Origin of the sequence: Nonomuraea jabiensis, from assembly GCF_014204795.1 — a bacterium.
GTDB lineage: Bacteria > Actinomycetota > Actinomycetes > Streptosporangiales > Streptosporangiaceae > Nonomuraea > Nonomuraea jabiensis.
The window spans coordinates 4,262,751-4,287,480 of the sequence record NZ_JACHMB010000001.1 but is presented as its reverse complement, the minus strand read 5'-3'; the positions used below and the strand labels follow the sequence as shown (position 1 = coordinate 4,287,480).

The following is a 24,730-nucleotide window of genomic DNA, read 5'->3' as shown; positions in this document are numbered from 1 at the left end:
GGGCTCCTTTGCTGCAAAGTGCGGAGATGGCTTACTGTGCAGTTGGACGACCGAAACAGTCAAATCTCTGGCCAGATATTTACAAACCCGACACAGAACAGGTTGCAGGTGGACGTTCTCGACCGGCGCCTCGTCGCCGCGCTGCAGGTCAGCCCGCGCGCCTCATGGGGCGAGATCGGCAGGGTCGTCGGCGAGCACGAACGTACGGTCGCCAGGAGGCTGCAGCGCCTGATCTCCGAGGGGATCGTGCGGGTCACGGCCATCTACGACGACCTGCGCACCGGCCACGGGCGGCCCGTCCACCTGCACGTCCATGTACGCCCCGGCACGGCGGGCAAGGTGGCCGAGGCGCTGGCCGACCGGCCGGACACGCGCTCGGTCTACGCGCTGACCGGCGCCGCCGACATCGGCTGTGAGCTGGTCTCCCCGTCCCGCGAGGACCTGCACCATGTGCTGGCCACGCAGATGTCCGAAATCTACGGCGTGCGGCAGACGCAGGCCCAGGTCGTGCTCCACACGTTCAGGACCGTGGCCGAGTGGCACGCGCCGTACCTCAGCGAGGAGGAGGTGCTGGAGCTGCGGCCCGCGCCGCCCCCCGAGCGCCTGCCCGACGAGGAGGGCCTGTCGCCCCTGGAGGAGGAGATCGCCCGGCTGCTCGCCGACGACGGCAGGATCGCCTTCACCGCCGTCGCCGAGCGCCTCGACGTCTCCGTGCCGACCGCGCGCAGGCGGGTGACCTCGCTGATCGAGCGGCGGCTGCTGCTGCCGCGGGCCGAGGTGGAGCCCGCGCTGCTCGGGCTGGAGGTCGAGGCCATGCTGTGGCTGAAGGTCCGGCCGTACGGGCTGGACCTGGTCGGGCAGCGGCTGGCCGGGCACCCGAGCGTGCGTTACTGCGCCGCCACCTCGGGCACCCATTCCCTCATCGTGCAGGTCGTGGCCGCGCACGAGGCCGACCTCTACCGCTTCATGACCGGTGTCGTCGGGCAGTACGACGAGATCACCGACAGCGACCTCACCCTGATCACCCGCGCCTACAAGCGCGGCCATCTCCACAAGTCCGGATTGCTCACGTTGGATCACCGTTGGGAGAAGACGCCATGACACCCGCCGAGAATGAGGTCGCCGACCTTTGCGCAGAGCTGATCCGCGTGGACAGCAGCAACTACGGGGACGGCACCGGCCCCGGCGAGCGGGCCGCGGCCGAGGTCGTCATGGCCAGGCTGGCCGAGGTCGGGATCGACGCCACGTACATCGAGAGCGAGCCCGGCCGCGGCAACGTGATCACCCGCGTCGAGGGCACCGACCCGTCCCTGCCCGCCCTGCTCGTCCACGGGCACCTGGACGTCGTGCCCGCCAACGCGGCCGACTGGTCCGTCGACCCCTTCGGCGGCGAGGTGCGCGACGGCTACATCTGGGGCCGCGGCGCCGTGGACATGAAGGACATGGACGCGATGATGCTGGCCGTGCTGCGCCGGCTGAAGCGCGACGGGCGCCGGCCGCGCCGCGACCTCGTCTTCGCCTGGGTGGCCGACGAGGAGGCCGGCGGCGTGTACGGCGCCAAGTACCTCACCGCGAACCACCCCGAGCTGTTCGAGGGCGTCACCGAGTCGATCAGCGAGGTCGGCGGCTACTCGCTGGAGGTGGACCCGTCGCTGCGGCTCTACCTGATCGAGACGGCCCAGAAGGGCCTGGCCTGGATGAAGCTCATCGCCGACGGCACGGCCGGGCACGGCTCGATGCTCAACTCCGACAACGCCGTCACCGAGGTCGCCAAGGCCGTGGCCAGGATCGGCGCCCACGACTGGCCGCTGACGTACACGCCGACCGTGCGGCAGTTCCTCACCGAGGTCGCGGACGCGTTCGGGATCCCGTTCGACGAGGAGAACCCGCAGCCGATCCTGGACAAGATCGGGCCGCTCGTCCGCTTCGTCGGCGCGACGCTGCGCAACACCGCCAACCCGACCCAGCTCGACGCCGGCTACAAGTCGAACGTCATCCCCGGCCAGGCCACAGCGGTGGTCGACGGGCGGTTCCTGCCCGGGTTCGAGGAGGACTTCTTCAAGACCGTCGACTCGCTGCTCGGGCCGAAGATCCGGCGCGAGTTCGTGCACCACGACATCGCGCTGGAGACCACCTTCGACGGGGCGCTGGTCGAGTCGATGATCGCGGCGCTCAAGGCCGAGGACCCGGCGGCGCGGGCGATCCCGTACTGCATGTCGGGCGGCACCGACAACAAGACGTTCTTCGCGGACCTGGGAGTGCGCGGGTTCGGTTTCGTGCCGCTGCGGCTGCCCGCCGACATGGACTTCGCCTCGATGTTCCACGGCGTGGACGAGCGGGTGCCGGTGGACGCCCTGCAGTTCGGGGTGCGGGTGCTGGACAGGCTGCTCCTAAACTACTGAGTTGTGACCAACGACGCATACACCCTGGCAGATGAGGCCGCCGCGGCTCTCAAGAGCGCGACCGGCCTCGGCACCTTCGACGTGGCGCTCGTCATGGGGTCGGGGTGGGTGCCCGCCGCCGATGCCATCGGCGAGACGGTGAGCGAGGTCCCGTTCACCGATCTGCCCGGTTTCCGCGCCCCGGCGGTGGCGGGGCACGGCGGCAAGATCCGCGTCGTGCGCACCTCGGCGGGGCGGAACGCGCTGGTGTTCCTCGGGCGCACGCACCTCTACGAAGGGCTCGGGGTGGACGCGGTCGTCCACGGAGTGCGTACGGCGGCCGCGGCCGGCGTACGCACGCTCGTGCTCACCAACGCCGCCGGCGGCCTGCGCCCCGAGACGCAGAACGTCGGCGACCCGGTCCTGATCAGCGACCACATCAACCTGACCGGGGCCAACCCGATCACCGGCACCACGTTCATCGACCTCACCGAGGTCTACTCGCGCCGCCTGCGCGAGCTGGTGCGCGAGGTCGACCCGAGCCTCGCCGAGGGGGTGTACGTGGCCTTCCGCGGGCCCACGTACGAGACGCCGGCCGAGATCCGCATGCTGCGCACGCTGGGCGGCGACATGGTGGGCATGTCCACCGTCCTGGAGGCCATCGCCGCCCGGGAGGCGAAGCTGGAGGTGCTCGGCGTCTCCCTGGTCACCAACCCGGGCGCGGGGCTGGCGGGCGAGCCGCTCAACCACGAGGAGGTCCTGGAGGTCGGCCGGGCCACGGCGGCCCGCATGGGCGTCCTGCTGGCCAAGGTGGTGGACCGCCTGTGAACGGCGACCTGGTGGGTGCGGCGCGGGAGTGGCTGGCCCAGGATCCGGACCCGGAGACCCGCGACGAGCTCTCCCGGCTCCTGGACGGCGGCGACCTGGAGGCCCTGCGCGACCGGTTCGGGGCCAAGCTGGAGTTCGGCACGGCGGGTCTGCGGGGAGAGCTGGGCGCGGGCCCCAACCGGATGAACCGCGTCACCGTCATGCGCGCCGCCGCGGGCCTGGCGCAGGTCCTCGGGCCGGGCAGGCACGTGGTCATCGGCTACGACGCCCGCCACAAGTCCGACGTGTTCGCCCGTGACACGGCCGCCGTCCTGACGGGCGCCGGGCTGCACGCGTCACTCCTGCCGGGGCCGCTGCCCACGCCCGTGCTGGCCTTCGCCGTACGCCGCCTCGGCGCGGACGCCGGGGTCACGGTCACCGCCAGCCACAACCCGCCGCGCGACAACGGCTACAAGGTCTACTGGGGCGACGGCTCCCAGATCGTGCCCCCGGTCGACAGCGAGATCTCGGCGGCCATCGACGCCGTCGGACGGGTGGACCGGCTCCCGCTGGACGGCCCCGGCACGCTCACCGAGCTCGGCGAGGACATCGTCGAGGACTATCTCGCCGCCGTGACCTCCCTGCCCCTGGGCGAGGCCCGCGACCTGCGCGTGGCGTACACGCCCCTGCACGGCGTGGGCGCCGCCACGCTCGCCGGCGCCTTCCTGGCCGCCGGCTTCGAGACCCCGGCGGCCGTCGAGGAGCAGCGCGACCCCGACCCCGACTTCCCCACGGTCTCCTTCCCCAACCCGGAGGAGCCCGGCGCGATGGACCTGGCCGTCGCCCTGGCCGCCAAGCTGGACGCGGATCTGGTCCTGGCCAACGACCCCGACGCCGACAGGTGCGCGGTGGGGGTCCCGCTGCCGGACGGGACGTGCCGCATGCTGACCGGCGACGAGGTCGGCGGCCTGCTGGCCGAGCACGTGATCACGCAGACCACCGGCGACCGCATGGTGGCCACCACCATCGTCTCCTCGACCCTGCTGAGCAAGATCGCCCGAGCGCACGGGGTCCGCTACGGCGAGACCCTGACGGGCTTCAAGTGGATCATCAAGGCGGGTCCTGGGCTGGTCTTCGGCTACGAGGAGGCGATCGGCTACAGCGTCGGCTCCGACGCGGGCCTGCCGGTCCGCGACAAGGACGGGATCGGGGCGGCCCTCACGGTCGCGGCCGTCGCCGCGGCGGCCAAGCGCTCCGGCCGTACGCTGCTGGACCTCCTGGACGACCAGGCCCGCCGCTACGGCCTGCACGCGACGTCCCAGCTCTCCTTCCGGGTGTCCGACCTGTCGCTGATCACCGACGCCATGGCCCGCCTGCGCGCCCACCCTCCCACCGCGCTGGGCGGCCGGGCGGTGACGCGTACGGACGACCTGTCCAAGGGCGACGGCGGCCTGCCGCCCACGGACGGGCTGCGCTACCTGCTGTCGGGGGACGGCCGCGTGGTCGTCCGCCCTTCGGGCACGGAGCCCAAGCTGAAGTGCTACCTGGAGGTCGTGGTGCCGGTGACAGGGGAGGTCGGGCGGGCCCGCGAGCAGGCGGCTCGCGACCTCGCCGCCCTGAAGGCCGACCTGGCCGCCTGCCTGGATCTCTGACGCTATCGCCAGACCTCGAGGAGCTCTTCGGGGGTGATGTGCCTGACGCCCTCCACGTCGCATCCGCCGCGCGAGACCACGTAGAGCGGCGTGGAGGTGTCGGCACCCGGCATCCGGGAGCGGTGGACGATGAGCTCGCCCAGGTCGTGGTGGTCGAAGGGCCGGGTCTCGAGCCACTTCACGGAGCCGACCATCGTGATCTTCTTGGCGACCGGCTCCCGGTCGGCGCCGACCAGGTCGATCTCGGGGTTGTTGGTCCGGGTCCAGTAACCGCCGACGGCCCCGGTCTCCTCGGGCAGGCCGTCCATCCGCCGGAGGGACTCGCGGACGACGGGCTCCACCGCGGCGCCGCGCCAGGCCGTCCAGGAGCGTTCGATACGTCGCAGCACGAGGTCGCCGCGGCCACGGTCGATCTCCGGCATGCCCGGTTCGATGAAGGAGAGCCAGAATCGCAGGTGGGTGTCCGTGATGTGGTAACGGCGGTCCTTGGAAGGACGCACGGACAGCGGGAGCCGATGGCCTTCAAGAGGATCCTGGCCTGCGCCTCCGGCGGGAACTCGGCCGCCAGCGCACGCTCGCCGCTCACGGTGAGCGCCGAGGTCGGGTCGGGAATGGCCTCATGCAGGAATTCCGGCACGGTCGCGCCGACGGGCCATTCGTCCAGGATCATGGGAAGGCCGCCGGTGACGAGATAGGCGTCGATGGCGTCCGCGGGTGCCAGCCCCAGCTTCTCCGCCACGTCGGCGGGTGTGAGCGGATTGATCACCATCTCCGAGGCTCGCATGTAGAACGGCCGGTCGTACTGGTTGATCGCCTCCATGATCGACAGATCGGAGCCGATCAGTATGAGCAGCATGGGACGGCGGGAGAACTCGCGATCGAAGAGACGCTGCAACCTGCCCTCGAGATGCGGGTCTTCGGAGATCATGAAGGGCAGCTCGTCCAGCACCACGATGCTGGGCGAGTCCTGTGGAACCGCCTGGGCGAGCAGCCGGAGGGCGCCGTCCCAGGAGGTCGGAGCCACTCCTTCGAAGAGAGCGGCGTCCGGCAGATCCGAGGCCGCGGCGTCCGCGACAAAACGTGCGAGTTGATCGGTGAGCGGCTCGTGGGCGGCGGTGAAGAAGAGGCTGGGCACGCCGCTCCGGTGGATGAACTCCTCAGCCAGGCGCGACTTTCCCACGCGGCGGCGGCCCCGCATGAGGACGGCCCGCCCTGGGCGGTCACCCGCGCCCACCCGTGCGAAGTGGCGGCCGAGCGCGGCCAGCTCCCGCTCCCGCCCGATGAACATGCGCCCTCCCGAGACATCCAAATTTGGTTGTACCGCATTCGGGACAACCAAATTTGGTTGTTGTCTCAAGGTCCCGAAGGTCAGGCCAGGCGGAACTGGAGGGCGGTGTCCCAGTTGTTCGGGTCGGGCTCGTCCATGGGGTTGGTCTGGTAGAACTCCAGGCGGCAGCCCCAGTGCTCCGTCCCGTCCTTCTCGGTCATGTCCCAGGTCAGGCCCTGCTCCTCGGCCCACTTCAGCATCCCGGAGGTGACGCTCATCAGCTGGTCCGGGTGGCCGTGGTGGGAGGTGGTGACGTAGCGGCCCGCGGGCAGGACGTCGGCGAAGATGTCGCCCTCCCCCGCCACCGGCGCCGGAACGGGCACTCCCGCCTGCACCACCAGCCGGTCCTCCGGCATGTTGATGCTGTCGTACCTGAAGAACGGGGCGTCGGCCGGGGACACCCCGCGCTCGGCGAGCCAGCCGATCAGCCCGGCGATGCGGTCCCCGACCAGGCCGAAGCTGGTCATGGTGATGGTCTTGCGGATCCCGATGTAGGGACGCTCGGGAAATTCGACGATCTGTGGCATGTCGTGTTCCTCCTTCACCCTTCAGTACGGAGCACGCGGTCGAAACTCATCGGCAGGTCGAAGAAAGGGAACAGGCCGGGGTCCAGGTAGGTGGTCATGCCCGTTATGCGGCCGTCCGCGACCTCCAGGACGACCAGGGCGAAGGCCCGGCCGTCCGCGTACTGCCCGAAGGCCGGGGAGCCGTTGGCGCGCGCCGGCAGGAGGCGGGCACCGGCGCACGGCGCGTCCGAGGCGAGCAGGACCGCCCGGATGTGCTCGCGCCCGCGCAGCCACCACGTGAACGGCGGCATCGACATCGTCGCGTCCTCGGCCAGGAGCGACACCAGGGCGTCCACGTCGTATCTCTCGAAGGCCGCGACGTAGCGGGTGAGCAGGTCCTCGTCCACCTTCGGGTCGGCGGGCTCCACGGCGGGCAGGCGGGCGCGCGCCCGCTGCAGGCTGCTGTTGACGGACGTGACCGTGGTGGACAGGAGGGTGGCGGTCTCGGCGGCGGTCCACTTCAGGACGTCGCGGAGGATGAGCACGGCCCGCTGCCGGGGCGGAAGGTGCTGCAGGACCGCCACGAAGGCCAGCCGGACGGTCTCCCTCTCGACCGCGAGCTCTTCGGGGCTGAGCCGGCTGTCCGGGATGGGGTGGATCCAGCGCTCGGGAGGGAGCGGCGGGCCGAGGTCGGCGCCCGGCACCGCGGCCGGGGTCAGGTCCATGGCGCGGGCGCGGCGCTGCGGGCCCCGCAGCATGTCGAGGCAGATGTTCGTGGCCAGGTGGAAGAGCCACGCGCGCAGCGGCCCCCGGGCGGCATCGTACGTGCGCCACGCCCTGACGAACGTCTCCTGCACCGCGTCCTCGGCCTCGAACCCCGAGCCGAGCATGCGGTAGCAGTAGCCCGTCAGCTCGGCCCGGTGTCGTTCGAACTGCGTCGTGTCCACTATGCCGGCGTCACCTCGATCTGCAGCTCTGTGACCCATTCGTCGAGGTTGTCCGGGCAGTGCAGGGAGATCTCCCTGGCCAGGCTCAGGGAGCGATAGCCGTTCTCCTCGATCCAGTGGGCCAGCGTCTGGAACGTCGGCCCCACCGCCTCCATCGGCCCCACGTGGATGATCGTGGCCGCGGTCTCGATGGGCGGCAGGTCGACGATCTCGAAGTCGTACGGGCCGGGCGGCACGGAAACCGGCAGGCACGTGTGCACCATGACGGAGCCGTCGTCGTCCGGCACGTAATAGGCCAGGCCGGGAGCCACGACACTCACCCCGGCGGCCTCCACCCGGCGGCAGATCTCCCGGAACAGCGGCTTGATGACCGGGCCGATGTCCTCCCCGTCGTAGCTGGCCGCCCTGGCGGCGAGTTCGGCGACCCGGACCGGGTCCACCCTCTTGAGCAGGACTTCTGCGGTCCTCATGTGCCCCTCCGTCTCGATGGTGCGCAGTCGCGTCTCGACGCCCCGGAGCCTGGCCAGGTCGGCGCTGATCTGGGCTTCGAGCTGGGCGCGGCGCAGCCGTACCATGCCGTGCAGTTCCTCCGTGCTCACCTTCTCGTCGAGGATGGCGCTGACCTGCTCCAGCGTGAAGCCGAGGTCCTTGATCGCGACGATGCGGTTGAGCCGGGACAGCTGCGCGGCCTGGTAGGAGCGGTAGCCGGTGACGGGGTCCACGTGCGCGGGGCGCAGCAGGCCGATGGCGTCGTAGTGACGCAGCATGCGTACCGAGACCAGCCCGAGCCTGGCGAAATCTCCGATGCTGAACATAACGGCTCCAGGTGTACGGCCTGACACGGTGTCAGGGTCAACCTATGGCGATTTCTAGATGCATGGGGTATTTTTCCCATCATGGGCGACCGAACGTTCGGTAGGATCGCCAGCGAGGATGCGAACCGGCGGATCAGGACGGCGGCGGTGCTGCTGTTCGCCCGGCAGGGCTACGCGGCCACGAGCATCCGCGACCTGGCTAAAGCGGTCAGCATGACCAATGCCGGGATATATCACCATGTGACGAGCAAGGAAGCCCTGCTCGCCGACCTCATGCGCGTCGCCCAGCAAGGGCTGATCGACGCCACGGAACGCATGCTGGACGACGTCCGCAGCCCCACCGACCGCCTAGCCCTGCTGATCAGCTCCCTCACCTCGGTCCACGCGCTCAGCCCCATGACCAGCCGCGTCATGGACGGCGAACTCCGCTCCCTCACCCCCGGCTCCGCCGCCCACGACGAGATCATCGCCCTGCGCGACGCGTACGAGGCCCACTGGAAGGACGCCCTCGCGGACGGCGTCGCCCAGGGCGTGTTCCGCGTCGCCGACCAGAAGCTGACCCGCCTCGCCCTGATGTCCATGTGCACCGGCACCAGCGAGTGGTACCGCCCCGACGGGGACTCCACGCTGGAGCAGGTGTGCGCCGAGTTCGTCACGATCGGCCTGGCCGCCGTCCGCGCGCCCGCCCCGGCCAGGGCCACCCTCGATCTCTCCCTGCTGCCCGACTTCCCATGGGAGCCGCCGGATGCACGCAACGATCCCCGACCTGATGAGGCACGCCGCTAACACGTACGGCACGCGCGAGTTCCTCCGCTTCCCCGACACCTCGCTCACCTTCGCCGAGGCCGACGCCCGCTCCGACGGCCTGGCCGCCGCGCTGATCGACAAGGGCGTCCGGCCCGGCGACCGGGTGGCGATCATGATGGACAACGTCCCCGACTGGCCGCTGAGCTGGCTGGCCGTGCTGAAGGCGGGCGCGGTCGCCGTGCCGGTGAACGTCCGCTACCGGGCCGCCGACCTGGAGCACGTCCTGCGCGACTCGGGCGCCGTGGCCACCCTGACCACCGACGAGCACGCCCCGCACATCCCGGGTACGGTCTACGTCCTCGACGCGGAGCCGCGCGACCAACGTCCAGCTTTAACCCATGAAATCGCGAATTTTCAGTACACGTCGGGGACCACCGGATTCCCCAAGGCCTGCATGCTCACCCACGACTACTGGCTCAGGACCGCCCGGCTCATCGCCGACCAGGCCCGCCTGCGCGACGACGACGTCATGCTGATCGCCCAGCCGTACTCGTACATGGATCCCCAGTGGGCCACCCTCTTCTGCCTCGTCGGCGGCATCCCCCTCGTCGTGCTCCCCCGCTTCTCGGCCTCCGGCTTCTGGGCCTCGGTCCGGGAGCACGGGGCGACGCTCACGTACGTACTCGGCTCGATGCCCCTCCTCCTGCACAAGCAGCCGCCCCACCCCCGCGACCGCGACAACCGGATGCGCCTCGTCCTCTGCTCGGGCATCCGGCCGGACCTGCACCAGGCGTTCGAGGAGCGCTGGGGCGCGCCGTGGCGCGAGCTGTACGGGTCCACGGAGAGCGGGCCCGACCTGGGGGTGCCCATCGACGCCGTGGAGACGGTCGGCACCGGCGCCATGGGGGTCCCGTACCCGGGCAAGGAGGTCACGCTGGCCGAGGAGACCGGGGAGATCCTGGTCAGGGGCACGCCCATGATGAACGGCTACTGGAACCACCCGGAGGCCACCGCCCACGCGTTCAGGGACGGCTGGTACCACACGGGCGACCTCGGCTTCCGGGACGAGCACGGATACATCCACCATTGCGGGCGGTTGACGGACATGGTGCGCCGGGGTGGCGAGAACATCTCGTGCGCCGAGGTGGAGGGCGTGCTCACCCAGCATCCCGCGGTGCTCCAGGCCGCGCTGGTGCCCGTTCCCGACGACCTGTTCGGCGAGCTGCCCAAGGCGTTCATCCAGCTCCGCCCGGGGCACGCCCCCGACGCGGAGACGGCCGCGAGCATCATCGGCCACGTCAGGGAGCGGCTGGCCCGCTTCAAGGTCCCGGAGTACGTGGAGTTCGTGACGGAGTTCACGCTCACCCCGTCCTCCCGCATCGAGAAGCGCCACCTCCTCACCCCAGCCCGAGACCAGCGCGCCGCGGCCATCGCGTTCCCCAAGGAGAGATCATGATCGAAGTGACCGAACGTGACGAGGTGGCGATCGTCACGCTCGCGCGCCCCGAGAAGCTCAACGCCCTCACCGCGGGCATGCGCCGCGACCTCGCAAGCGCGATCCGGGCGTGCGGCGAGGACGTCAGGGGCGTCGTCGTCACCGGCACCGGCCGGGCGTTCTCGGCCGGGGAGGACATCCACGAGGCCGCCGGCAAGTCGCTGGTCGAGGAGGTGGAGCTGTTCCACGACATGACCAGGGCGGTGCTGGAGACGCGGGTCCCGGTCGTGGCGGCGGTCAACGGCCTGGCCGTGGGCGGGGCCGCCGAGTGGACGCTCTGCTTCGACACCCGCATCGGCACCCCGGCGACCGAGTACTTCCTGCCGGAGAACCACATCGGCCTGTCCGTCTCGAACGCCGCCAGTTACCTGCTCCCCCGCCTGGTGGGCGCAAAGGCGCTGAAGCTGGTGCTCGACTCGACCCGGATGACCGCCGAGCAGGCCCTGGCCACGGGCCTGCTGGACGAGATCGTCCCCCCGGAGCGGCTGCTGGACGCGGCGATCGACCGTATACGCCACTGGACCCGGCCGGGCACGGCCACGGCGGTCCACCTGGCGCTCCTGCGGCCGCCCATGGACGAGGTCGAGCGTGCCTTCGCGAGGGAGACGGAGGCCGCCGAGCAGGTCGAGAAGTCGGGCATCGCCCAGGAGGGCATGTCCCGCTTCGTCAACCGGGCTAGGCGATGACGATCGCCGCGACCAGCAGGACCACGGCCGCCACCAGCACCGCGATGGAGTCGTAGGACCACGTCACCCGGGCCGGCGCCGCCTCCTCCTCGCGGCGCCTGGCCGACTCGGCGCGGTCGCGGATCTGGTCGCCCACCCAGTCGGCGTGCGTCTTGCCCGCGAACGCCTCCACCGCCGCCTGCTCGGCCTTCGACAGCGTGGGCTCGGTGCTGAAACGCCCCCGCTGCTGCCTGGGGGCTCCGCGCCGCTGCGCCTTGGCCCGCTCCCGCGCGCTGCTCATCGGCGTCCACAGCCGCAGCACCCGCTCGTCGCCGTACTCGACGTTGATCGAGTGGGACACCGTCACGTCCTCGATCGAGGCCCACGGCAGGAACGTCGTGCGCAGCGGGTTGCGCCCGATCAGCCCCGCCTCCGTGAACACGGTGGCGGGGCGCATCGCGATCACGTAGACCAGCGCGGTCAGCGCGCCGAGCACGGCCAGCGCCACCAGCGACGACTTGCCGGTGTAGTGAGCGATCAGGTCCCAGACGTTGAACGCGACGAAGGCCAGCCAGACCCAGGCGAGCACGAACGCGGTCTTGGACCGGTAGGTCTGTTTCACGGCTGCCACTTGAGCTGCGCGAACCCCGGCTTGATCACGCCGTTGATCAGCGCCAGCCGCTCGTCGAACGGCAGGAACGCCGACTTCATCGCGTTGACCGTGAACCACTGCAGGTCGTCCCAGCCGTAGCCGAACGCCTCCACCAGCTTGGCGAACTCCTGCGACACGCTCGTCGAGCTCATCAGCCGGTTGTCGGTGTTGACGGTGACCCTGAAGTGCAGCCGCCGCAGCAGCCCGATGGGGTGCTGGGCGATCGACGGGGCGGCACCGGTCTGCAGGTTGGAGGTGGGGCACATCTCCAGCGGGATGCGCTTGTCACGCACGTACGCGGCCAGCCGTCCCAGCTTGGCGGAGCCGTCGTCGGACACGGAGATGTCGTCGATGATCCGTACGCCGTGGCCGAGCCGGTCGGCGCCGCACCACTGGATCGCCTGCCAGATCGACGGCAGCCCGAACGCCTCGCCCGCGTGGATGGTGAAGTGGGCGTTCTCCCGCTGGAGGTATTCGAACGCGTCGAGATGCCGCGTGGGCGGGTAGCCCGCCTCGGCCCCGGCGATGTCGAAGCCCACCACGCCCACGTCGCGATAGCGCACGGCCAGCTCGGCGATCTCCATGGACCGTGCCTGGTGCCGCATGGCCGTCAGGAGCGTGCCGACCCGGATGCCGCGCCCCTCCGAGCCCTGCCTGAACCCTTCGAGCACCGCCTCGACCACCTGGTCGAGGCTCAGCCCGCGGGTGGTGTGCTGCTCGGGCGCGTAGCGCACCTCGGCGTAGACCACGCCGTCGTCCGCGAGGTCCTGAGCGCACTCGGCGGCCACGCGGACGAGCGACTCGCGCGTCTGCATGACCCCCACGGTGTGGTCGAACGTCTCCAGGTAGCGCTCGAGCGAGCCGGAGTCGGCCGCCTCCTCGAACCAGTGGCGCAGGCGGTCGGGATCGTCAGTGGGCAGCCGATCGTAGCCGGTCTCCCTGGCCAGCTCGACGATCGTCTCGGCGCGGAGCCCGCCGTCGAGGTGATCGTGGAGCAGCACCTTGGGAGCCCGCCGGATCTCGTCAAGCGTGGGACTCATCTGGCCATGATAGGGCGTCCTCCGCCTACGGCTCAGTCACGCCCTGCGCTCTCCGCCGAGAAGGCCGGCAGGCACACCGCGATGTACTCGGCTCCCTCGGGACCCGCGCTGTAACGGACCTTCTCCCCCGGCGAGGTCACCACCGACTGCCCGGCCGCGACCTCCGTCGTGCCCTCGGCATGCTCCACCATCACCATGCCGCGCAGCACCACCGTGTACTCGGTGAACTGCGGCCGCTGAGGCGGCTCCTCCCAGCCGGGCGGGGCGGTCATGTGCGCTATGGAGATCCCGTCGTCGCCGCTGCTGACGCGGCCGATGTGCTCGTCGATGAGCTTGCCGCCGGGTACGGGTATGCGGGCCGGGCCCTCGATCTTTCTCACCACCACGTCAGTGTGCCACGTCGATGATCAGGCGGCTGGGACCGCCCTGCTCCTTGACCTGGAACGCGGCTTTCCTGGCCAGCACCAGGCCGATGCCGACGCGGCCCTCGAAGTCGCCGGTCCTGACGACGTCGGTGACGTTGAGCAGGCCGGTGGTGAACACGGGGCCGCCCTTCCAGGTGGGCTTGCCCTTCGCGTCGTGGGCGTTCGCCGGGAAGAGCGTGATTTGCAGGTACGCGCCGCCGCTCACGTCCATGGGCTTGCCGGAGCCGTCCTCGACGAACTCGTCCACCCACTCGACGCTGTAGCCGGGCACCTTGCCCTTGAGGTCGATGACCAGGCGGTCGTACGTGTCGTGACCGGCGAACCGGACACCCGTGACGACGGCGGGCTCGATCCCGTCGCGCTGGACGTCCACCTCGGCCGTGCTCGTCGGCGTGCCGGGCTCCGGCCGGTCCGTGCGGGTGGCGGCGGGCTGCTCCGGCAGGGCGGTCTGGACGGCCTGGCCGCAGGCGGTGAGCAGGGCCAGGCAGGCGAGCGAGGCGAGAGCCCGGGAGCCCGCTCGCGGGGATGACGGGCGCATACCTCCAAGATGCCCGGCCTGCGGTCGCGCATGCGATCGGGCTTGCCGCCCTGACGAGTACCCTGATCACCCCACGAGGAGTTATATACGTGAAACAGTCTGGCGATTTATCGATCTTTCTGGCCAACTACTCGCCGTCGTTCGCGCGGACCGCGTACCTGCTGACGGGTGACGCGGACCGGGCCCGCGAGCTGGCGGTCGAGGCGCTGGTCACGGCGTGCCGCCGCTGGTCCACCATCCGCTGGGGCCAGCCGGCCGTGGCGGCGCTGCGGGAGCTGTACGCGCAGTTCCTGGCCGCCGCGCCGCCGCCCGCGCCCGAGGAGCACGCGCTGGCCACGCTGCCGCCCACGGCGCGAGCCGTGCTCGTGGCGCGCTACCACGACGCGCTGCCGCCGGAGCAGGTGGCCATGGTGACGGGCCTGTGGACCGCCGCCCTGGAGGAGGAGACGCACCAGGCCCTCACCCTCCTCCGGGCCGCGCACCCCGAGCTCTTCACGCGCGACGAAACGCCGGAGCCAGGCGACGTCCCGTCCCCGGAGCCGGAGGGCGACGCCCCCTCGGAGCCGGAGGGTGGCACGCAGGAGGCGGTGGACCAGGCGCCGTGGGTTGCCCCGGAGGTTCCGCCGGGCACCGCTCAAGAGCCGGAGCCCACCCCGTGGACAGTCCCGGCCCAGGGGCCGGACACCGACGACCCCGGCCTGCGCGCCGTCCTGGTCCGGATCGCGCTCGGCATGCCGCACCTCAACCTCTCCGAGCCGGTCCTGACCCGCATCGGCAGGCGGCGCAGGACCCGCGTCACCCTGTGGGCGACCGTGTCGGCAGGGGCCGTCGGCGCGTTCGCGGCCCTGGTCGTGATCGCGGTGAGCAACCTGGCAGGCAACCTGGAGAAGGCGACCGGTGACAGCGGCACCGCCCTCACGCCCTCTGACGAGGTCCCCATGGCGATGCCGGACAAGCTGGGCGACCCCATCCGGTACGCGTACACGGACTACTGCGAGGGCGCCTCCTCCAACTCCAGCGACCCGCGACCCTGCGGCCAGTGGCGGCTGACGACCCTGTCGGGCAAGGAGTGGCGGCTGCCCGCCGCGCGGGCCGGCTACGACGAGGAGACGCTCATCGCCCTGCCCCTCGCCATCAGCCAGGACGGCCACCGCCTGGCCTACCGGCACCGCGACGGCTCGTACGTCGTCCATGACCTGCCGACCGGCGTCGTCAAGAAGATCGACATCGAGCACGAGGAAACGCCCCCGCACATCACCTCCTCGCCCAACGGCCGCTACTTCGCCCTCGACTTCGGCGCCGCCGACGGCGCGATGCTCGACTTCGAGACCGGCGCGACCCGGCACGTCAGAGGAACCAAGATCAAGATCCTGGCCGTGGGAAACGACGGCACGCGGGTGGTCAGCGACGAGGTGGACGTGAACGACGTGCCGGGCCACGCCTCGGTCGCGACCCTCACGCTCCAGGGCGCCAGGGGCCGCGCGGGCGGCTACCGCGTCGATCCCGGCCTCCTCGAGTACGGCGCCGCGCTATCCCCGGACGGCCGCACGCTGGCCCTGGTGTCGGCCGACGAGCGGCTCGTCACCATGAACGCCCGCACCGGCCGCGTCTTCGGCTCCCGCACGGCGCTCGACGACTACGGGGTGATCGCGGTCGAGCGCTGGCTCAGCGCCGACGAGGTCCTCGTACGCCAGCCCGACGAGGACGACGAGGACGCCTACCTGACCAGGGTCGACGTCCGGTCGGGAAAGAGCGCCGACTACGGGGGCGAGGAGTGGATCGGCTACGACTCCCCGCTCGGCGCGCTGAAATGACGAGAAAGGGCCCCGCCGAAACGGGGCCCTTGGTGACAACGCCGCTGGTCAGACGGTCTCGTAGACCTTGACGCTCTCGCTCTCGACGGCCTGGGCCTTGCGGGCGCGCAGCCCGGTCGCCGAGATCGCCAGCCCGACCAGGGCCAGCACCAGCGAGACCACGATCGCCGAGCGCAGCGAGCCGATCGAGAGCGTCTCGCCGCCGCCCGAGGTGAGCACGGCGGTGACCACGGCCAGCACGATCGCGCCGCCCACCTGGCCGGAGGTGTTGAGCAGCCCGGAGGCCAGCCCCTGCTCGTCGTCGTCCACGCCGGTGGTGGCCTGGATGTTCAGCGAGGGGAACGACAGCGCGAACGCGATGCCCATCAGGAGCATGCCCGGGATCACCATGCCGCCCAGGCTGGGGGTGCGGTCGATGCCGAGGAACATCGCGTACCCGCCGGCCAGCGCGGCGGAGCCGATGACGATCAGCTTGCCGGTGCCGAACCTGTCGGCGAAGTCGCCCATCTTGGTCGAGGTGAGGGCGACCAGCAGGCCGGCGGGCAGGAACGCCAGGGCGGTGCCCAGGGCCGACCAGCCGAGGAGGTTCTGGAAGTACTGCATCGCCACGAACTGGAAGGCCACGTACGAGCCCATGAGGATGAGCAGCCCCAGGTTGGCGCGGACGATGTGGCCGGAGCGCAGGATGCCGAGGCGGACCAGCGGGTGCCGCATGCGCCGCTCGGTGAAGACGAACAGGCCGAGCAGCACGGCCACCGCCACCAGCGAGCCGATGGTCTGCAGCGAGGCCCAGCCGGCCTCGGGCGCCTGCACGACCGTGAACACCAGCAGCAGCATGGACGCGGTGATCAGCACGGCGCCGATCAGGTCGTGACCGCCTTCGGCCCGCTCGTCACGGCCGCGCAGCACCCGCGGCGCGATCAGCAGGGCGATGATGGCCACGGGGACCGGCATCAGCAGCGTCCAGCGCCAGCCGATCTCGGTGAGCAGGCCGGACAGCACGAGGCCGAGCGAGTAGCCGCTGGCGCCGCAGGCGGTGAAGATGCTCAACGCCCTGTTGCGCTCGGGCCCCTCGGGAAAAGTCGTCGTGATGATCGACAAGGCCGCGGGGGCGGTGAACGCGGCGGCCACACCCTTGACGAACCGCGCCGCGATCAGCAACCCGCCGTCGTCCACAATGCCACCGAGCAACGACGCCACGGCGAAGACACCCAGAGCGACCAGGAACACCCTGCGCCGCCCGAGCAGGTCGGCGGTCCTGCCCCCGAGCAACAGAAGACCGCCATAGCCGAGCACGTAGCCGCTGACCACCCACTGCAGAGATGAGGTACTCAGGCCCAGGTCGTGCTGGATGGCAGGCAGGGCGACACCCACCATCGAGACGTCAAGGGCGTCAAGGAAGATCACTGCGCAGAGCACGGCGAGCGCGCCCCAACGGGATGAGGAAGAGGACATGGGACAGAACAATACATGCGGATGCATCTAATGCAAACGCATTTAATGCCGTTGCATAAGTTTTAGCGAAGTGGTAACCTCCGCGACATGGACGAGGAGTTCGTGGTCGACACCTGGCATTACGTCCTGGCCAAGCACGCCAAGGCCATGTGCGCCCTGGAGCGCGAGCTGGGGGATCGGCATGGGTTGGGGCCCAGCGAGTTCGAGGTGCTCGACCGGATCGTCCATCACGATCGGAAGCTGCGCATCCAGGAGCTCTGCGACGAGGTCCACCTGAGCCAGAGCGCCCTGTCCCGGGTGGTGGCCCGCCTGGAGAAGGCCGCGCTCGTCTCGCGCGGGGTCTGCGACGCGGACCGGCGCGGCGTGTTCGTGTGCATCACGGACGCGGGCCGAGCCCGGCACGCCGAGGCCCTGCCCACCCAGCGCGCCGTCCTCTCGGAAATCTTCGCCGACGCCCCGGCCCTGGCCCGCTGACCCGCGGCCGCGGTGAGGTGCCCCGGGGGCGGGGCCGGTCAGGGAGCGGTGATGCGGTCGATGACCAGGGGCAGGTGTTCCTCGCCCGCCGAGCCGACCGCGTAGCCGCCCTGCAGCGCCTCCAGAGCGCGCTCGAACCGAGCCGTCTCGTCCGCGTGCAGCGTCATCAGCGGCTGTCCCGCCCGCACCAGGTCCCCGGGCTTGGCGTGCAGGGTGATCCCGGCCCCGAACGACACCGGGTCCTCCTTGCGCGCCCGTCCGGCGCCCAGGCGCCAGGCGGCCAGGCCCACGGCGTACGCGTCCAGCCGGGTCACCACCCCTGACGCGGGCGCCTCCACGGTCAGCGTCTCCGCCGCCCGGGGAAGCAGGGCGTCCGGGTCGCCGCCCTGCGCCACGATCATCCGCCGCCACGCGTCCATGGCCGACCCGTCGGCGAGGGCCTTGGCGGGGTCCTTGCCGGACGACACCCCGGCCGCCTCCAGCATCTCGCGCGCCAGCCGTACCGTCAGCTCCACCACGTCGGCGGGCCCGCCGCCGGCGAGCACCTCGACCGACTCCGCGACCTCCAGCGCGTTGCCCACGGCCAGGCCCAGCGGCCGGTCCATCGCGGTCAGCAGGGCCACGGTGCGCACCCCGGCGTCCGTCCCCAGGGCCACCATGGTCTCGGCCAGCTCCCGAGCCGTCTCGGGGGTCTTCATGAACGCGCCCGAGCCCACCTTCACGTCGAGGACGAGCGAGCCGGTGCCCTCGGCGATCTTCTTGGACATGATCGACGAGGCGATCAGCGGGATCGACTCGACGGTGCCGGTGACGTCGCGCAGCGCGTACAGCTTCTTGTCGGCGGGCGCCAGGCCCGATCCGGCCGCGCACACGACCGCGCCCGCCGAGCGCAGGACCTGCAGCATCTCGTCGTTGGAGAGCGAGGCCCGCCAGCCGGGGATCGACTCGAGCTTGTCGAGCGTGCCGCCGGTGTGCCCGAGCCCGCGGCCCGAGAGCTGCGGTACGTACGCCCCGCACGCCGCCACCAGGGGCGCCAGCGGCAGCGTGATCTTGTCGCCCACGCCGCCGGTCGAGTGCTTGTCGGCCGTGGGCCGGTCGAGCGCGGACCAGTCCATGCGCTCGCCCGAGCGGATCATGGCCTGGGTCCAGTCGGCGATCTCGCGGCGGTTCATGCCGTTCAGGAGGATGGCCATGGCCAGCGCGGACATCTGCTCGTCGGCCACGCCGCCGCGCGTGTAGGAGTCGATCACCCAGTCGATCTGGGCCGTGGTCAGCTCGCCACCGTCACGCTTGGCGCGGATGACCTCGATCGCGTCCATTCAGGCGCTCCGGCTCAGGTCCTGGGGGCCGAACGCGTACGGCAGGATCTCCGCCATCCGCTTCGGCCCGTCCACGGTCTCGACCAGCAAGTCCTCGCCGCCGAACTCGTACAGCAGCTGGCGGCAGCGCCCGCACGGCATCAGCAGCTCACCGTGCCCGTCCACGCAGGTGAAGGCCACCAGGCGGCCGCCGCCCGACGCCTGCAGCGCCGACACCAGGCCGCACTCGGCGCACAGGCCCACGCCGTAGGAGGCGTTCTCGACGTTGCAGCCCGTGACGACCCGCCCGTCGGCCACCAGCGCCGCCGCCCCCACGGGGAACTTCGAGTACGGCGCGTACGCGTTCCGCATGGCCTCCGCGGCCTCGAAACGCAGCCCGTCCCAGTCGATGGTGCTCAATGTTGTTCCCCTCGGCGGTAGCGCACGCCGTCGGCCTTGGGCATCCGCAGCCGCTGCGAAGCCACCAGGAGCACGAGCAGCGTGAGCACGTGTGGTGTGATGAAGACGATCTCACTCGGCAGCTGGTCGACGGTCAGCCAGAGCCAGAAGAGCACGACCATGCCCGCGGCGGCGACCGCCATCAGCGTATATTCCCTGGCGCTCCTGGCCGCGAGCTCGGCGGGCCGGTCGGGCGACAGCATCCGGCGGACCCTGATGATCAGGTAGACGAGCAGCAGCACGGCGCCGAACAGGAGGAACGAGGTGATCGCCCCCTTGCTGCGCAGCTGGAGACCGTCGGCGTAGCCGAACAGCGAGGCGCCGATGGCGAGCCCGCCGGGGCGCCAGTTACCGAAGATCATGGCGGCCAGGCCGATGAAGCCGCGCCCTTGCGTCTGGCCCTCGACGTACTTGGTGGAGACGAAGACCAGGAACACGCCGCCGAGCCCGGCGAACGCGCCGGAGATCACGACCGCGAGGTACTTGATCCGGTAGACGTTCACGCCCAGCGACTCGGCCGCCCACGGGTTCTCGCCCGCCGAGCGCAGGCGCAGCCCGAACGCGGTGTGCCAGAGCACGAAGTACGTCACGGGCAGCAGCAGGACGGCCAGGATGACCAGCACGTTCACTTCGTGCGTGAGCCCGCGCAGGATGCCCGCGAGGTCCGAGAGGAGGAACCAGTGGGTCCCTTCCAGCTTGCCCAGGAGATCGGGCCCGTCGGAGAGCAGCGGCAGGCTGGGCGTCGGCGCGGGCGAGGTGAGCGCCGGCGAGCTGGTGATGCCCGCGCCCGCCTCCGCCGCGTGGGTGCCCTCCTTGTAGAACACCTCGGACAGGAAGCGGGTGATGCCGGGGCCGAGCAGGTTGATCGCGACGCCGCTGATGATGTGGTCGACGCCGAACGTCACGGTCGCGACGGCGTGGATGAGGCCGCCGAGCGCGCCGCCGAGCAGTCCGGCCAGCAGCGCGGCCACCGCGCCCCACTGGTATCCGGCCCAGCCGGCGAACCAGGTGCCGAGCACCATCATGCCTTCGAGGCCGATGTTGACCACGCCGGCCCGCTCGGCCCACAGGCCGCCGAGGCCGGCCAGGCCGATCGGCACCGCCAGCAGCAGGGCCGCGGAGAACGTGCCGGACGAGGTGATGTCGTTCTGGCCGGACACGACGCGTACCAGGGACATCAGCAGGATGAGCGCGGCGACCGCGACGAGCGCCAAGTGGTACTTGCCTAGCCTGGTCATGCTGCCACCTCAACCGGGGTCTTGCTGCTGAGCTCCTGGGCGGCCCGGCGCTCCTCGAGTCTGAGCGCGAGCCGGTTCGTCACCTCGTTGGCCACGACGACCAGCAGGACGATGACGCCCTGGATGATCGTGATGACGGACGGCGGGACGTTCGCGATCTGCAGCGCGCCCTGCGCCCGGTCGAGGAAGGCGAACAGCAGCGCGGCGACCGCGATGCCGACGGGCTTGTTCCTGCCGAGCAGCGCCACCGCGATGCCGAGGAAGCCCAGGCCGGCGGTGAAGTTGGAGTTGAACGCGCCCTTGTCGCCGAGGATCTCGGGCAGGCCGATCAGCCCGGCGATCGCGCCGGACAGCACCATCGCCGCGATGACCATCGTCTTGGGGTTCACACCGGAGGCGAGCGCGGCCGGGCCGTTGAGGCCGCTGGCCTTGACGTTGAAGCCGAACCTGGTCCGCTCCAGCACCACCCAGATCACCACGCCGAGCACGATCGCCACGAGCAGGAAGCCCCACAGGCCGCCGCCGCGCGTGGGCGGGAGCAGGCCGAACCCGTCGAACAGGAAGTTCAGGTTGGGGAACATGGCCGACTCGGGCAGCTGCGGCGTGGTCGTGGTGAGCTGGCCCGCGGCGCGCTGGCCCGCGAAGGGGCCGCGCACGAGGTAGGAGGTCAGGTTGATCGCGATGTAGTTCAGCATGATCGTGGCGATGACCTCGTTCACGCCCCTGGTCACCTTCATGACCGCGGGGATCAGCGCGTAGAGGCCGCCGACGGCCGCGGCGACCACGATGATCACCGCGATCTGGATCGGCGCCGGCGCCTCGAAGGTCGAGCCCACGTACGCGGCGACGATGGCCGCGAGCCGGTACTGGCCCTCCACGCCGATGTTGAAGAGGTTCATGCGGAAGCCGACGGCGACCGCGAGACCGGCGATGAACAGGGGGACGGCCCGGTTGAGGAAGGTCGCGATGCCGTTGGAGACGGACCGCGCGGTAGGGCCGAAGTCGAAGAAGGCGGCGAACGCGTCGAGCGGGCTGGCGCCCGCCGCGATGATCGCCACGCTGGAGATCGCGATCGCGAGGATGATGGCGACGGCGGCGCCCGCCACGGTGAGCAGCGCCCGGTTGAGCCCGGCGGGCATCACGTCTCCTCGTTGCCGGCGATGGCGCCGGTCATGTAGCCGCCCAGCCGCTCGGGCGTGATGTCGGAAGGGTCGAGCGTGGCCACGAGCCGCCCGCGGTAGATCACCCGGAGCGTGTCGGACAGGCCGATCAGCTCGTCGAGGTCGGCGGAGATGAGCAGCACGGCCAGCCCGGCGGCCCTGGCGTTGCGCAGGTGGTCCCAGATGGCGGCCTGCGCGCCGATGTCCACGCCTCTGGTGGGGTGAGCGGCGATGAGGAACCTCGGCTCGCCGCTCATCTCGCGGCCCACGATCAGCTTCTGCTGGTTGCCGCCCGACAGGGCCAGGGCCAGGGTGTCGACGCTGGGCGTGCGTACGTCGTAGTCCTTGACGATGCGCTCGGTGTCGGCCTTGGCGGCCCGCCGGTTGATCCAGATGCCGCTGCGCGCCGGCTTCCTGGTCTGGTGGCCGAGCACGCGGTTCTCCCACAGCGAGGCCTCCAGCAGCAGCCCCTGCCGGTGCCGGTCCTCCGGGATGTAGCCGATGCCGGACTCTCTGCGCCTGAGCGTGGACCACTGGCTGATGTCCTGGCCGTCCAGCTCGATGCTGCCGTGCGCGGGCCGGATGCCCATGATCGCCTCGATCAGCTCGGACTGGCCGTTGCCCTCGACCCCGGCGATGCCGAGGATCTCGCCCCGGTGGATCTCGAACGACACGTCGTCGAGAAGCAGCCGCTTGCCTTCTTCGCGCAGCTTGGCCGGGTCGGCGGCGGCGTGGTAGCCGTCGGCCTCCATGGTGACCTGGGCGACCCGCAGCGTCACGACGTCGGTGACCGTGGACTCGCGGGTCTCGGGCGTGGGCAGCTCGCTGCCGACCATCAGCTCGGCGAGCTGGCGCGCCGTGACGTCGCCGGGGTCCACGCTCGCGACCGTGGTGCCGCGCCGGATCACGGTGATCGCGTCGGCGATGCCGAGCACCTCGTCGAGCTTGTGGGAGATGAAGATGACGGTCAGGCCCTCGGCCTTGAGCTCGCGCAGGTTCTGGAAGAGCTCCTCGACCTCCTGCGGCACGAGCACGGCCGTCGGCTCGTCGAGGATGAGGATGCGCGCGCCCCGGTAGAGGACCTTGAGGATCTCGACGCGCTGGCGGTCGCCGACGCCGAGGTCCTCCACGAGCTTGTCCGGGTCGACCCGCAGGCCGTGGCTCTCGGCCAGCTCGGTTATGCGTTTCCGGGCGGAGGCCGTGTCGAGCATGCCGGCCTTCTTCGGCTCGGCCCCGAGGACGATGTTCTCCAGCACGGTGAGGTTGTCGGCCAGCATGAAGTGCTGGTGGACCATGCCGATGCCGACGTCGATGGCGTCGCTCGGCGTACGGAAGCTGACCTCGGCGCCGTTGATCCTGATGGTGCCCTCGTCCGGCTTCTGCATGCCGTACAGGATCTTCATCAGCGTTGACTTGCCCGCGCCGTTCTCCCCGACGATGGCGTGCACCGTCCCTGGTTCGACGGTGATGCGGATGTCATGGTTCGCGACGACACCGGGGAAACGCTTGGTGATGCCCTCCAGCTCTACAGCGGGTTTCGCCGTGGCCAGGGTGTCAGCACTCATTTCGCCTCTCCTAGCGGGGGGCGGGGGATAGACAGAAGGCCCGAAGTGGGGACTCCGGGCCCTCAGCTGTCACTCCTACCCCGATTACGGCTTCGACGGAACCGTGATTTTGCCGTCGACGATGTCCTTCTTGGCCGCGTCGAGCTTGTCCTTGATGTCGTCGATCTCGCCGCCGGTGGTGGACAGGCCCACGCCGTCGACCTTGAGGTCGTACGTGATGTTGGAGCCGCCCTTGGCGCCGCCCTGGAAGGCCTTGACGAACTCGAACACGCCGACGTCGACGCGCTTGAGCATCGAGGTCATGATGACGCTCTGCAGGTCGGTCTCCTTGACCGTCTGGCGCTGGTCGGAGTCGACGCCGATGGCCTTCTTCTTGGCCGCGGCCGCCGCCTGGAACACGCCCAGGCCCGAGTCGCCGGAGGCGTGGTAGACGATGTCGGCGCCGTCCTGGTACATCTTCTCGGCCGCGACCTTGCCCTTGTCGGGGGCCTTGAAGCCGGAGAAGTCACCGTCGGGGGTGAGGTACTTGATGTCGATCTTGGCGTCTGACTTGACCGACTTCACGCCGGCCACGAAGCCCGCCTCGAACTTCTTGATCAGGTCGTTCTCGACGCCGCCGACGAAGCCCACGTGGTTGGACTTGGACTTGGTGGCCGCCGCGACGCCCGCCAGGTAGGAGCCCTGCTCCTCGGCGAACAGCAGGCCGGTCACGTTGGGCCCGTTGGAGGCGGAGTCGACCACCGCGAACTGGATGTCGGGGTACTCGGCCGCCGTCTTCTTGATGTCGTCGCCGTACGCGAAGCCGACGCCGATGATCGGGTTGTAACCCGCGTCGGCGAGCTGGCGCAGCAGGTCGCCGCGGTTGGAGCCGTCGGCCGACGGGCTCAGCTCCTTGATGTCCGCGCCGAGATCCGTCTTGGCCTTCTCCAGACCGGCGTAGGCCGCGTCGTTGAAGGACTTGTCACCCCGACCGCCGACGTCGAACGCCAGTCCGACCTTGAGTGCGCCCTTCGACGCCGCACTGCTCGGGTCGGCGCCGCTCGACGCCTCGCTGGCCGTGGTCCCCCCGCCGCTGCCGCCACAGGCGGCCGCTGCCATGAGCATGACCCCGGCTACCGAGCCGATCGCCATCCTGTTGAATCGCTTGCCGAGCAAGGCGACTCCCTTCCCTTTCCCCGTCGTCTTCGCCGCTGTCGATACTTCATCGCACGCGCGAAGCACGTACGGCACCTGCACGGAAGATAGTTGCTTGACCAGGGCGAACCAAACC

Annotated in this window: 24 protein-coding genes; 9 read left to right on the top strand and 15 right to left on the bottom strand. The window is 70.6% G+C overall.

Features of this window, described 5'->3' with window-relative positions:
* Positions 1-108 precede the first annotated feature (108 nt).
* From HD596_RS19775 to HD596_RS19760, 4 genes are read left to right on the top strand one after another with little or no spacing between them, the layout of a single operon-like run.
* Complete coding sequence (locus HD596_RS19775; protein WP_185070837.1) at positions 109-1,101, top strand: Lrp/AsnC family transcriptional regulator; 993 nt, start codon at positions 109-111, stop codon at positions 1,099-1,101.
* Positions 1,098-2,402 carry a M20/M25/M40 family metallo-hydrolase gene (locus HD596_RS19770; protein ID WP_185070836.1) on the top strand — a complete coding sequence of 435 codons (1,305 nt, stop codon included), beginning with the start codon at positions 1,098-1,100 and terminating at the stop codon, positions 2,400-2,402. Before HD596_RS19775 ends, HD596_RS19770 begins: the two co-directional genes overlap by 4 nt.
* A 3-nt stretch (positions 2,403-2,405) precedes the next feature.
* Positions 2,406-3,209 carry a purine-nucleoside phosphorylase gene (locus HD596_RS19765; RefSeq protein WP_185070835.1) on the top strand — a complete coding sequence of 268 codons (804 nt, stop codon included), beginning with the start codon at positions 2,406-2,408 and terminating at the stop codon, positions 3,207-3,209.
* Positions 3,206-4,840, top strand: a complete 1,635-nt coding sequence (locus HD596_RS19760) for a phospho-sugar mutase (RefSeq protein ID WP_185070834.1) — start codon at positions 3,206-3,208, stop codon at positions 4,838-4,840. The genes HD596_RS19765 and HD596_RS19760 overlap by 4 nt, the downstream gene beginning before the upstream one ends.
* A gap of 2 nt (positions 4,841-4,842) precedes the next feature.
* On the opposite strand, the gene HD596_RS61845 is transcribed toward HD596_RS19760, so the two are convergent.
* The 4 genes from HD596_RS61845 to HD596_RS19740 form a co-directional block, all read right to left on the bottom strand.
* Positions 4,843-5,340 (bottom strand): DUF234 domain-containing protein, encoded by a 498-nt coding sequence (locus tag HD596_RS61845; protein ID WP_313044609.1) that lies wholly within the window; start codon positions 5,338-5,340, stop codon positions 4,843-4,845.
* A gap of 868 nt (positions 5,341-6,208) precedes the next feature.
* Entirely contained in the window at positions 6,209-6,694 is a 486-nt protein-coding gene (locus HD596_RS19750; protein ID WP_185070833.1) for a GyrI-like domain-containing protein, read from the bottom strand.
* A gap of 14 nt (positions 6,695-6,708) precedes the next feature.
* Positions 6,709-7,659 (bottom strand): sigma-70 family RNA polymerase sigma factor, encoded by a 951-nt coding sequence (locus tag HD596_RS19745; protein WP_185070832.1) that lies wholly within the window; start codon positions 7,657-7,659, stop codon positions 6,709-6,711.
* Entirely contained in the window at positions 7,620-8,435 is an 816-nt protein-coding gene (locus HD596_RS19740) for a MerR family transcriptional regulator (RefSeq protein WP_185070831.1), read from the bottom strand. Before HD596_RS19740 ends, HD596_RS19745 begins: the two co-directional genes overlap by 40 nt.
* Positions 8,436-8,516: 81 nt before the next feature.
* Between HD596_RS19740 and HD596_RS19735 the strand changes: the two genes are divergently transcribed.
* The 3 genes from HD596_RS19735 to HD596_RS19725 are packed head-to-tail and all read left to right on the top strand — an operon-like array spanning position 8,517 to position 11,363.
* Positions 8,517-9,221: a TetR/AcrR family transcriptional regulator gene (locus HD596_RS19735; RefSeq protein WP_185070830.1), complete on the top strand. Its 705-nt coding sequence runs from the start codon at positions 8,517-8,519 to the stop codon at positions 9,219-9,221.
* Positions 9,205-10,638 carry an AMP-binding protein gene (locus tag HD596_RS19730; RefSeq protein ID WP_185070829.1) on the top strand — a complete coding sequence of 478 codons (1,434 nt, stop codon included), beginning with the start codon at positions 9,205-9,207 and terminating at the stop codon, positions 10,636-10,638. Before HD596_RS19735 ends, HD596_RS19730 begins: the two co-directional genes overlap by 17 nt.
* The gene (locus HD596_RS19725) at positions 10,635-11,363 is read left to right on the top strand and encodes an enoyl-CoA hydratase/isomerase family protein (RefSeq protein WP_185070828.1); all 729 of its coding nucleotides are present in this window, start codon (positions 10,635-10,637) and stop codon (positions 11,361-11,363) included. Before HD596_RS19730 ends, HD596_RS19725 begins: the two co-directional genes overlap by 4 nt.
* Here the strand turns inward: HD596_RS19725 and HD596_RS19720 are convergent.
* From HD596_RS19720 to HD596_RS19705, 4 genes are read right to left on the bottom strand one after another with little or no spacing between them, the layout of a single operon-like run.
* Positions 11,353-11,964, bottom strand: a complete 612-nt coding sequence (locus HD596_RS19720) for a PH domain-containing protein (protein ID WP_185070827.1) — start codon at positions 11,962-11,964, stop codon at positions 11,353-11,355. The genes HD596_RS19725 and HD596_RS19720 overlap by 11 nt on opposite strands.
* Positions 11,961-13,034 carry an adenosine deaminase gene (locus HD596_RS19715; RefSeq protein WP_185070826.1) on the bottom strand — a complete coding sequence of 358 codons (1,074 nt, stop codon included), beginning with the start codon at positions 13,032-13,034 and terminating at the stop codon, positions 11,961-11,963. Before HD596_RS19715 ends, HD596_RS19720 begins: the two co-directional genes overlap by 4 nt.
* 32 nt (positions 13,035-13,066) lie before the next feature.
* Positions 13,067-13,417: a cupin domain-containing protein gene (locus tag HD596_RS19710; RefSeq protein WP_185070825.1), complete on the bottom strand. Its 351-nt coding sequence runs from the start codon at positions 13,415-13,417 to the stop codon at positions 13,067-13,069.
* A gap of 4 nt (positions 13,418-13,421) precedes the next feature.
* A complete protein-coding gene (locus HD596_RS19705) occupies positions 13,422-13,997 on the bottom strand; it encodes an AMIN-like domain-containing (lipo)protein (RefSeq protein WP_185070824.1) in 576 nt (191 codons plus the stop codon).
* An 89-nt stretch (positions 13,998-14,086) separates the two neighbouring features.
* On the opposite strand from HD596_RS19705, the gene HD596_RS19700 reads away from it, so the two are divergent.
* The gene (locus tag HD596_RS19700) at positions 14,087-15,811 is read left to right on the top strand and encodes a hypothetical protein (protein ID WP_185070823.1); all 1,725 of its coding nucleotides are present in this window, start codon (positions 14,087-14,089) and stop codon (positions 15,809-15,811) included.
* Positions 15,812-15,859: 48 nt separating this feature from the next.
* Here HD596_RS19700 and HD596_RS19695 read toward each other — a convergent pair whose 3' ends face one another.
* Entirely contained in the window at positions 15,860-17,266 is a 1,407-nt protein-coding gene (locus tag HD596_RS19695; RefSeq protein WP_246554617.1) for an MFS transporter, read from the bottom strand.
* 87 nt (positions 17,267-17,353) lie between these two features.
* On the opposite strand from HD596_RS19695, the gene HD596_RS19690 reads away from it, so the two are divergent.
* The gene (locus tag HD596_RS19690; protein ID WP_185070821.1) at positions 17,354-17,740 is read left to right on the top strand and encodes a MarR family winged helix-turn-helix transcriptional regulator; all 387 of its coding nucleotides are present in this window, start codon (positions 17,354-17,356) and stop codon (positions 17,738-17,740) included.
* A 38-nt stretch (positions 17,741-17,778) separates the two neighbouring features.
* On the opposite strand, the gene HD596_RS19685 is transcribed toward HD596_RS19690, so the two are convergent.
* From HD596_RS19685 to HD596_RS19660, 6 genes are all read right to left on the bottom strand, one after another.
* Positions 17,779-19,059 (bottom strand): thymidine phosphorylase, encoded by a 1,281-nt coding sequence (locus HD596_RS19685; RefSeq protein ID WP_185070820.1) that lies wholly within the window; start codon positions 19,057-19,059, stop codon positions 17,779-17,781.
* Positions 19,060-19,458: a cytidine deaminase gene (locus tag HD596_RS19680; RefSeq protein ID WP_185070819.1), complete on the bottom strand. Its 399-nt coding sequence runs from the start codon at positions 19,456-19,458 to the stop codon at positions 19,060-19,062.
* Positions 19,455-20,735 carry an ABC transporter permease gene (locus tag HD596_RS19675; RefSeq protein ID WP_185070818.1) on the bottom strand — a complete coding sequence of 427 codons (1,281 nt, stop codon included), beginning with the start codon at positions 20,733-20,735 and terminating at the stop codon, positions 19,455-19,457. The genes HD596_RS19680 and HD596_RS19675 overlap by 4 nt, the downstream gene beginning before the upstream one ends.
* On the bottom strand, positions 20,732-21,874 hold the full coding sequence (locus HD596_RS19670) for an ABC transporter permease (protein WP_185070817.1): 1,143 nt from the start codon (positions 21,872-21,874) through the stop codon (positions 20,732-20,734). Before HD596_RS19670 ends, HD596_RS19675 begins: the two co-directional genes overlap by 4 nt.
* On the bottom strand, positions 21,874-23,460 hold the full coding sequence (locus HD596_RS19665; RefSeq protein ID WP_185070816.1) for an ABC transporter ATP-binding protein: 1,587 nt from the start codon (positions 23,458-23,460) through the stop codon (positions 21,874-21,876). The genes HD596_RS19670 and HD596_RS19665 overlap by 1 nt, the downstream gene beginning before the upstream one ends.
* Before the next feature lie 84 nt (positions 23,461-23,544).
* The gene (locus HD596_RS19660; RefSeq protein WP_185070815.1) at positions 23,545-24,615 is read right to left on the bottom strand and encodes a BMP family lipoprotein; all 1,071 of its coding nucleotides are present in this window, start codon (positions 24,613-24,615) and stop codon (positions 23,545-23,547) included.
* Positions 24,616-24,730: the final 115 nt, after the last annotated feature.

Bases quoted from the DNA above. Each gene is read 5' to 3' on its own strand.
- HD596_RS19770 (WP_185070836.1), top strand. From the start codon at position 1,098: ATGACACCCGCCGAGAATGAGGTCGCCGACCTTTGCGCAGAGCTGATC.
- HD596_RS19750 (WP_185070833.1), bottom strand. From the start codon at position 6,694: ATGCCACAGATCGTCGAATTTCCCGAGCGTCCCTACATCGGGATCCGC.
- HD596_RS19745 (WP_185070832.1), bottom strand. From the start codon at position 7,659: ATGGGTCACAGAGCTGCAGATCGAGGTGACGCCGGCATAGTGGACACG.
- HD596_RS19740 (WP_185070831.1), bottom strand. From the start codon at position 8,435: ATGTTCAGCATCGGAGATTTCGCCAGGCTCGGGCTGGTCTCGGTACGC.
- HD596_RS19735 (WP_185070830.1), top strand. From the start codon at position 8,517: ATGGGCGACCGAACGTTCGGTAGGATCGCCAGCGAGGATGCGAACCGG.
- HD596_RS19730 (WP_185070829.1), top strand. From the start codon at position 9,205: ATGAGGCACGCCGCTAACACGTACGGCACGCGCGAGTTCCTCCGCTTC.
- HD596_RS19725 (WP_185070828.1), top strand. From the start codon at position 10,635: ATGATCGAAGTGACCGAACGTGACGAGGTGGCGATCGTCACGCTCGCG.
- HD596_RS19715 (WP_185070826.1), bottom strand. From the start codon at position 13,034: ATGAGTCCCACGCTTGACGAGATCCGGCGGGCTCCCAAGGTGCTGCTC.
- HD596_RS19705 (WP_185070824.1), bottom strand. From the start codon at position 13,997: ATGCGCCCGTCATCCCCGCGAGCGGGCTCCCGGGCTCTCGCCTCGCTC.
- HD596_RS19695 (WP_246554617.1), bottom strand. From the start codon at position 17,266: ATGTCCTCTTCCTCATCCCGTTGGGGCGCGCTCGCCGTGCTCTGCGCA.
- HD596_RS19690 (WP_185070821.1), top strand. From the start codon at position 17,354: ATGGACGAGGAGTTCGTGGTCGACACCTGGCATTACGTCCTGGCCAAG.
- HD596_RS19685 (WP_185070820.1), bottom strand. From the start codon at position 19,059: ATGGACGCGATCGAGGTCATCCGCGCCAAGCGTGACGGTGGCGAGCTG.
- HD596_RS19675 (WP_185070818.1), bottom strand. From the start codon at position 20,735: ATGACCAGGCTAGGCAAGTACCACTTGGCGCTCGTCGCGGTCGCCGCG.
- HD596_RS19670 (WP_185070817.1), bottom strand. From the start codon at position 21,874: ATGCCCGCCGGGCTCAACCGGGCGCTGCTCACCGTGGCGGGCGCCGCC.
- HD596_RS19665 (WP_185070816.1), bottom strand. From the start codon at position 23,460: ATGAGTGCTGACACCCTGGCCACGGCGAAACCCGCTGTAGAGCTGGAG.